Annotated in this window: 8 protein-coding genes; all 8 read right to left on the bottom strand. The window is 38.1% G+C overall.

All coding sequences use genetic code 11. From position 1 onward, the window contains the following. Positions 1–90 precede the first annotated feature (90 nt). Complete coding sequence (locus AB1498_07065) at positions 91–1,689, bottom strand: hypothetical protein (protein MEW6088053.1); 1,599 nt, start codon at positions 1,687–1,689, stop codon at positions 91–93. 244 nt (positions 1,690–1,933) lie between these two features. After that, complete coding sequence (locus AB1498_07060; protein MEW6088052.1) at positions 1,934–2,839, bottom strand: PorV/PorQ family protein; 906 nt, start codon at positions 2,837–2,839, stop codon at positions 1,934–1,936. Positions 2,840–2,952: 113 nt separating this feature from the next. Next, the gene (locus AB1498_07055; GenBank protein ID MEW6088051.1) at positions 2,953–4,626 is read right to left on the bottom strand and encodes a M6 family metalloprotease domain-containing protein; all 1,674 of its coding nucleotides are present in this window, start codon (positions 4,624–4,626) and stop codon (positions 2,953–2,955) included. Next, positions 4,616–5,623, bottom strand: a complete 1,008-nt coding sequence (obgE, locus tag AB1498_07050; GenBank protein ID MEW6088050.1) for a GTPase ObgE — start codon at positions 5,621–5,623, stop codon at positions 4,616–4,618. Before obgE ends, AB1498_07055 begins: the two co-directional genes overlap by 11 nt. A gap of 42 nt (positions 5,624–5,665) precedes the next feature. Continuing rightward, on the bottom strand, positions 5,666–5,923 hold the full coding sequence (gene rpmA / locus AB1498_07045) for a 50S ribosomal protein L27 (GenBank protein MEW6088049.1): 258 nt from the start codon (positions 5,921–5,923) through the stop codon (positions 5,666–5,668). A 44-nt stretch (positions 5,924–5,967) separates the two neighbouring features. Then, a complete protein-coding gene (gene rplU / locus AB1498_07040; GenBank protein ID MEW6088048.1) occupies positions 5,968–6,288 on the bottom strand; it encodes a 50S ribosomal protein L21 in 321 nt (106 codons plus the stop codon). Next, complete coding sequence (locus AB1498_07035; GenBank protein ID MEW6088047.1) at positions 6,269–7,879, bottom strand: Rne/Rng family ribonuclease; 1,611 nt, start codon at positions 7,877–7,879, stop codon at positions 6,269–6,271. Before AB1498_07035 ends, rplU begins: the two co-directional genes overlap by 20 nt. Further along, positions 7,797–8,456: a TIGR03936 family radical SAM-associated protein gene (locus AB1498_07030; protein MEW6088046.1), complete on the bottom strand. Its 660-nt coding sequence runs from the start codon at positions 8,454–8,456 to the stop codon at positions 7,797–7,799. Before AB1498_07030 ends, AB1498_07035 begins: the two co-directional genes overlap by 83 nt. Positions 8,457–8,459: the final 3 nt, after the last annotated feature.

The raw sequence follows: 8,459 nt of genomic DNA, 5'->3' as shown, positions 1-8,459 counted from the left end.
TTTGGCGTTTAAATTCGTTGGTAAAGGTTCGTTTCGGTTTCATGATAGGTTCCTTTCTGCCCGTTTTGGGCTTTAGGTCCTATCAATAGTCTAACATATAATTACAGTTTTAGGGGTGCAGTCCAAATCCATCAATGAAGTTCTTTGTCTAATATAGTAAAGAAATTCATATGGATCGTTTAAATAATGAGCAAGCAGTTCCAGGTCAAATACAGTTAGAACTATTGAAAATGGCTCATCATCTTTTTTATCTAACATCACACGTGCTTGATGAGCTAATGTTGGATAATTTTCTGTCGTGATGCACATTAAATAAATTTCATCAATTTCCTCTGATAAAATTATATCGTTACCAGTTTTTTTATCAATAAGCCTCGCTTCTCTTTCAAAGATTTTTTGGCGAGATATCAATCCTTGATTATAAGCATCTTGGACTGCACTCTGAAAATCTTTTTGTAACTTTACATCATCACCCTGTCTAGATAGTAATGTTAGAGATTTTGATTTTACTTGCACACATAAGGCTTTGCTTCCCAAAACACAAAAAACATCAATATCAGTATCATCATGCCCTTTTTTTGTTTCAATTTTTATGGATTTAAAGGTTCTATTTATTCCAAATACCCGTGATAAAAAATCATATGCAATTTCTTCACCAACGATTCCTCTGTTTTTGGCAACTTGATCCTTATAACTCTCATCTTTAATCATCCAATAGAAAGGGCTTTCATATACTGCCTGACATAACATAAAAGTAGTTGGTACAAAATATCTTTCACTATCAATTTTAATAATAGGATGTGAATTCATAATATTATAATCACCAATAGTTTTAAATTGGGTGTTTAAATCTCTTTCTGGTGTAATAGAAAAATTATGGAGGAAAGAATCAATATTTACATCTGTGTTAAAATCCGATTTTTTAATAGTAAACAAATCTATTAAATTTCTAAAAAATAGATTCTGATCAAATTCCCCATTTTTTTCAAAATCATAAAATAAAGGCCCATACTGGAGCCATTCGATTCGCTCCTTTGTGAAAACCTCTTCTATTTTTTTCTCCCAATCTTCATCAGGATTTTTTTCTTTCATAAATGCAATCATTTCTTCTTTTAATCCCATCTCTACTATTTCTGATTTTTTCTGCAGGATTTTTTTAATTTGAGAGACAATTTTTTGCGTTTCGATAAGATCAAAATTTTTCTCTTCGGTAAGCCATTTTTTATCATATTTATATTTTCTTTCTAAAAATTCCAAATGTTGAAAGTCGTAGACACCTGTTCCAGAATAAAATATTGGTTCTACAAGCATATCCCCTTTCCCGAAGAATTCTTTCTGATCTGCTCTGTAATTTTCTTTTTTGTGTGTTTTTTTAATTTCTTTCTCCAACTTCTCAACAAAATTCTTCATAAAAGATTGATGCAATTTTTCCAAAAGTTCGTAAGTCATTTTCTTCATTTGTGTTAAATCTTGCAGGGATTCTGGCATGGTAAAATCTAACTTGTTTTGGATTAAAAATCCAAGTAATAAAGCGGCTTCATTTACGCTAAGTTTTTCCCTATGGTTTATTTCATGCAATTTTTCCGGATTAACATGAAAATCTTCAAAAATAATCATACAAAGTGCATATATATATCCCTTTGTATTTATTAATTTTTTTATTTCTTCAATTATTTCTTGAGTTCCCATGGGATTTTGCTTAATTGAAACATAAAATCATCACGCAAATATATATTTTGCCCAAAAACAAAAAACCTCCGCCAACCGAACATAAATTCAGTCAACGAAGGTTTTAGTTATTTTCATAAAACAATTTAATCAAACGTGCCGGATTTACTCCTTCCAACTCAGCACTTTCTATTATATTTTTGTATGATATTCTATTACATAAATTTTGTCAAGCTAAAAATATATCAATTAGAATTTATATTTTTTAAAACTGGACGGTATATGAGACCTTATAGACGTCCCCCAGATCCCCGTAAGGCAGGTAAGCAATGTCGAGATCCCCGATTATATATTCACTTTTATGGATAACGCCAAGCCCAAAAGAAACGGCGTCCATTCCTTTCTGGTCATAATTTAAACGGTAGCCAAAGCGCAGGGAAATCAGTTCCGCGGGCTGGTATTCCAATCCAATATTATATTTTTGTTTCGCATCATTGGGAAAATTCCCGTCAAAGGCAAAAATAAATTTGTCCTCCCATGGCAAAACAGCAATACCAGCTTTAAAGTTTAAGGGCAAATTGTCTTTTTCGTTTAAACCTATTTTCCCGCCAAGATTCTGGGCTGAAAACCCAAACCGGAATTTCCCGTCCATAAAACGGTAAAGGTTCCCGAAATCATACGCGTATCCCTTGACCTTTTCACTGTCAATATCTTCCTTTATATATTTAACATTGACACCCCATGAATATTCTTCTCCGAAAAGATAACTGAAATTAAAAACCCCGGCTAAATTATTAAAACCAATATCTTCTGTTTTCTGCCCAATCACATCACGGCCGTCAATTTTTGTTGTCAAATAAATACCGGAAATCCCAACAGTAATATTTGAACCAATAGGGTGCGCGTAACCTAAAAAACCGTAATTAATATCGGAAATCCATTTCATATACATCGCGGAAAATTCTTTATCACCCGTGTATGCTAATCCCGCGGGGTTCCAATGACTGCCGCTGATGCCCGACGCCAAAGCGGTATACGCGCCGCCCATGGCTTGCGCCCGCGCGCCGGGCAAAATTTTAAGAAAAGCCGCACCGCTTGTGCCAATACTTCCGGCATATGCTACGCTTGTAAGGACTATAAACAGTATCAAACAACTTATTATTTTTTTCATGACCTATTCACATCTTTTATAAACTGACAATTGGCAATTTACAATTAGGCATTAATATTTCAAAGAAATTTCCAATTGTCAATGGCCAATGCTCAATTTTCAATTACTGTAATCTACTTCACAAAAAGTATTTTTCCGCTCTGTTTCCCCTGCTGGCTGTCAATCAAATAAATATATAAACCGGTACTGACCATGACACCATCGTCATTTTTCCCGTCCCAGTAAGCTTCACCCCTGGACATGAGAAGTTCACTTCCTTCGTCATTAAGCGTTCTTATAATTTCCCCCGCTATATTATAAATTTTCACGGACACAGTTAAGTCATTCGGGTATTTAATGGTAGTTTGTTTAACGGAAGCGCCTGGTTTAAAAGGATTGGGGTAGCTGAATGTTTCCTCAAGGCTCGCAATTACAGGGCCTGCCGAGCCGAGGGTAAAACCCACTGCGCCGGAAGAACTGATATTGGCTATAGACACCCCGCTTTTTTGCCCGTTGTTTTTGTCACTGGATGGATTGGTTGTTGAAGTAAAAGCGGTATTCTGGGTACTGCCGGGAAAATAATCTCCCGCGTCGCCCTCATTCCCGCCCTGGCCGCCGGATTTTTGTAAATTAAACAGTCCGTCCGCTTCCATCAAAATAATACTTTGCTGAGACTCATTGTCATTGAGTTTCCCTTTTAACATATTAGAATTTATCCTGTCTTCGTCAATGTGCCATATAAGAAGGCCTTCACCCGGGAGATACTTATCAAACCCCGCCTGCTTACGGTTACAAAACAAAAAATATTCACGGGGATTATCTTCCACGTCAATTTTAATAATCTCATTACTCCCTTCAACCTGTTCCAGGGATCTACCTCCTTCAATTCTTGTATAATCATAAATGTTTGCCCACCCGAAATAATATTTGCTCCAGGCTGAAAGATGTGTCGGCGTATCGGGATGTTTTTTATCCCCGCCCCATGCGCCGGTTGACATAACATCATACACCCCGTTGCCAGATGAACTGTAATCGGTATCGTATAAATCGGGCAGCCCCAATAAATGCCCGAGTTCGTGGCAGAATACGCCAATCTCGATCAGGCCGCCGTCCGCGTTTGTTTCAGGCTGCATAATATAACTATTAATCGTTACCCCGTCGTATGTTCTTGCGCTGCCGCCGCCTGAGACTATATCCCATTTATGCGACCAGATATAATTCCCTTCAACTGATTCAGGAACCGCCTCAGCCCCGGGCCCCTGGTGAACGATAATGATACCTTCCGCTTCTCCGTCACTGTCATTATCAAATTGGGAAAAATTTACACCCGCGCTTTCAGCCGCGTCAACCGCTTCCTCAACAAGTTTAACCGCGTTTTTCGGATAATCACCCAGGCCCGACTTACCATCCGCATAATATGAATAATCCTGGGATGCGGTATAAAAACCAAAAATATTTCCCTGGATATTAAATTTATTATTTGAAACCTCAGCGAAATAGTCTCTTAAACTCCCGGTAGGGTATGTCCCATTTGAAAATAAAAGGTCTTCGAATTTTGTTGAATCATAAGTATTGGATATGTCTTTTGATTTAATCAGAATTACTAAATATTTTTTAGTCCCTGAAACCGGCAGTTTATTAAACTTTGAAGGCCTATTCAAATTCCTGGTTTTTTGGAGCTGGCTAAACCGGCGGGATAAAACCTGTCTGTGTTCTTCCTTCAAAAGAGACGGCTTTTTGGGCATGGCTGAAACTGAATACACGAGAAGCAATAAAAATATTTTTAACAGAAATATCTTATTTATCATTATTTTTTAATATACCGGCAATTACTTTTATTAAATGTTTTAACCCCTCTCCGCTTATCCCTGATATGACTAAAAAAGGCAGTTTTTTCCGTTTAAAATATTTTTCAGCCTCGGGCAAAATTTCTTTCGCCTTGGGCATATCAATCTTACTTCCCACCACAATCTGCTTCTTTTTTAAAAGGCCGGGGTCATGCAATTTCAATTCATTGATAATTATCTCATAATCGGACTTAAAATCTCTTCCCACTTCTTCGTTAGAAAAGTCAATCAAATGGACCAGTATTTTTGTCCGCTGGACATGTTTTAAAAACCTGTCACCAAGCCCTTCGCCATTGGCCGCGCCCTCGATTAACCCGGGCATATCCGCAGCAATAAAAGAAAAACCGTCACCCAAATCCACTACCCCCAAATTAGGGTAAAGAGTGGTAAACGGATAATTTGCAATTTTAGGTCTGGCTGAACTTATTTTGCTTAATAAAGTAGACTTCCCCGCGTTAGGCAGGCCGATTATTCCGACATCAGCAATAAATCTTAATTCCAGGCGAAAATTATGTTCTTCCCCTTTTTCGCCTTTCTGGGCGAACCGCGGTGCTTGATGGGTTGACGTGGCAAAATGCGCATTTCCCTTGCCGCCCCGCCCGCCCCTGGCAAGCAAAAATTCCTGTCCCGTTTCAACTAAATCATAAAGCAAATCACCCGTTCCCGCGGGATAAATCATTGTCCCCAGGGGAGCACGCAAAATTAAATCTTTTCCGCTCTTTCCGCTTTTATTGCTTCCCTGTCCATGCCTGCCTCTTTCAGCTTTATAATGAGGATGATAATAAAAATCTACTAATGTTTTGATATTTTTATCGGCCTTAATGATAATATTCCCGCCCCTGCCGCCCTCGCCCCCGTCAGGCCCGCCGCGCGGGACATATTTCTCGCGCCGGAAAGAAACACAACCGTTGCCGCCATCCCCCGCCTTGACATAAATTTCCATCTGATCTATGAACATAATCACCTTCAAAATTAAAAATAACGTTTGTCATAAGGGGTTCTATGCAGTTACCGCCGTAATATTGATGACCTTTCTTTTGCCCCTTACCCCATATTTCACCAAGCCGTCAACCAAAGCAAAAAGAGTATCATCTTTTCCTCTCCCGACATTTATCCCCGGGTGATATTTGGTCCCGCGCTGGCGCACCAGAATATTTCCGGCATTAACAAATTCTCCCCCGAATTTTTTCGGCCCCAAACGCTTACCCGCACTGTCCCTGCCGTTTCTGGCGCTTCCTGAAGATTTTTTTGTAGCCATTAATTTCTCTCCTTGAGACAAAGGGGCATGCCCCCTTGTCTTTTTTATTTGCCGATTGCAATTTCATTTATTTTAACTTTTGTAAAATCTGAACGATGCCCGATAGTCCGCCTGTAGTTTTTCTTTGCCTTATACTTTGATACCCGGATTTTTTCGCCCCTTAATTCTCCGACAACTTCTCCCTGCACCTTTATTTTTTTTAAGGCCTTATCGTCTGTTATAAGTTTTTCATCATCCTGGACTAAAACCACATTATTAAATTCCACTTTTTCGCCAGGTTTTTGTTTTAAACGGTCAATTGTGATAATATCGCCTTCTTTTACCTGTAATTGACTCCCCTTTGTTTCAATGACTGCTTTTTTCATAAAATTTCACCTCCTTCTGCTGGATAATTTCATAATTTTCAATATTCATATCTTTATCGGCCTTGATAAATATGTCACGGTTTAGTAATTTTTCTAAATATCTTAATTCTGAAATAGCTTCACGAAGAACATAGACCGCTACCTGATTATTGACTTTTACCAAAACTTTTTTTGTAAGCTGGTCAAATTTTTTGTGTTTTATTTCATTAAATATTTCACCCGCGATAACCGAAGGAGGCTTAACAATACCCTCTCCGCGGCAGCAAGGGCAAACTTCTCCTAATAATTTTTCAAGGCTCGGCCGCGATCGTTTGCGGGTCATTTCTATAAGCCCTAATTTGCCGTATGCCACAACATTAGTACGTGAACGGTCGTTTTTTAACGCTTCGCGAAAAGTGGCAAGCACTTTATTTTTATTTTCCTCTTTTTCCATGTCTATAAAATCCAGTATAATGATACCGCCCAAGTCCCTCAAACGAATTTGTTTCGCGATTTCAACCGCAGCTTCAAGGTTAGTCTTTAACGCGGTTTCTTCTAAATCCTTCCTGCCGATAAACTTCCCGCTGTTAACATCAATAGAAACAAGCGCTTCAGTTTCATCAATAACTATATGCCCCCCGCACTTTAACTTTACTTTGCGGTTTAACGCCTCAAAAATCTCATGTTCAATTCCGTAAAAAGAAAATAACGGCTCCTCGCCCTGATAAAATTCAACCCTCGATTTCAGTCCCGGCTGGACATATGACAGGAATTCAATTATTTCTTCAAATTCGCTATGGGAATCGATAACAAGTTTAACAACATCAAAAGATAAAATATCCCTTATCACCCTGAATATTATGCCCAAATCCTGATGTATTAAATATGGAGCACGGACGGAATTGGATACCATCTGAATTTTGTTCCAGAGTTTGCTTAAAAATTGAATGTCTTTCAAAAAATCCTTTTTTGACCTTTTTCCCGCGACGGTCCGGATAATAATTCCTTTACCCTGGGGTTTTATTTCCTTGAGAATTTTTCGAAGCCTTGCCCTTTCTTCTTCACTTTCAATTTTTCTTGAAATACCGACATGGTCTTCCATCGGCATAAAAACCAGGTATCTTCCCGGGAGCGCAATATGAGTGGTCAGCCTGGCACCTTTATCACCCAACGGTTCTTTGGCTATCTGGACAAGAATTTCCTGGTTTTTTTTCAGGATATTTTTCTCAGGATTAAAAGCTCTTATTTTTTTTATCTCGCCATCGCCAATTATATCCTCTTCCAAAAACTCCACGTCCTGCAAACTCAAATAAGCATTTTTTTTAAGCCCGATATCAACAAAAGCCGCCTGGATACCCGGGACAACTCTTGAAACTTTTCCTTTATAAATACTCCCGGCCAAACGCCCGGTATCTCTTTTTTCCCAGAAGATTTCACTTAGTATGCCATTTTCCCTTAACGCGACCCTGGTCTCTTTTGGGCCGACATTAATAAAAATTTCTTTTTTTATCTTAATCTTGCTCATGTCATCAAATCCTATTTTCGTTTTTATCATAAAATGCAAGTCTTTTAACAAAGACACAAAACCATCCTGAAGATTCGTTAATTTCATTTAAAACATCCTTCATTTTTACAGATTCTTCGGTTTTTAAAATAAAATAATCCTTTTCCGGATTATTTTTTGACCGTTTCTCATCCTGTGAAAGTTCTATTCTTTTACCTGTAAATTTTATGTTTAACCTTTTCTGTAACAACTCTTTATTAAAATCTTTCGGTAAATCGATACAATAATCTATATATTTTATTTCTTTATTAAGCATCCCTTTTTTATTAACAAACACTACCTCAGCCAGGTTTAAACCTTTAGGAAGGTTTTCATTTACCTTTCTGGATAAATCCATCCAGTCGGCTTTTTCTGCGACCTCAATTTCCATTAACTCTGTTTCACTTTCCCACCCGAGTGAAAGCGGCGGACCAAAAGAAATTCTTGGGCGCGGACTATATCCCTGGGTATAAACAAATGGGACACCTGTCCTCGCCAGCCCCCTTAATATGCTTCTTGTAAAATCCAGATGGGATATAAAACGGACCAATCCTTCTTTTTTAAAACGCAGCCTGACATAAAAAGTCAAGATTAATTTTCCCTTCATTATATCCACAAGGGGGCATGACCCCTTGTTTTTTTGCATTTG

Source organism: bacterium (genome assembly GCA_040754625.1).
Taxonomy (GTDB): Bacteria; JACRDZ01; JAQUKH01; order JAQUKH01; family JAQUKH01; genus JAQUKH01.
This window is presented reverse-complemented; position numbering and strand designations above follow the sequence as displayed.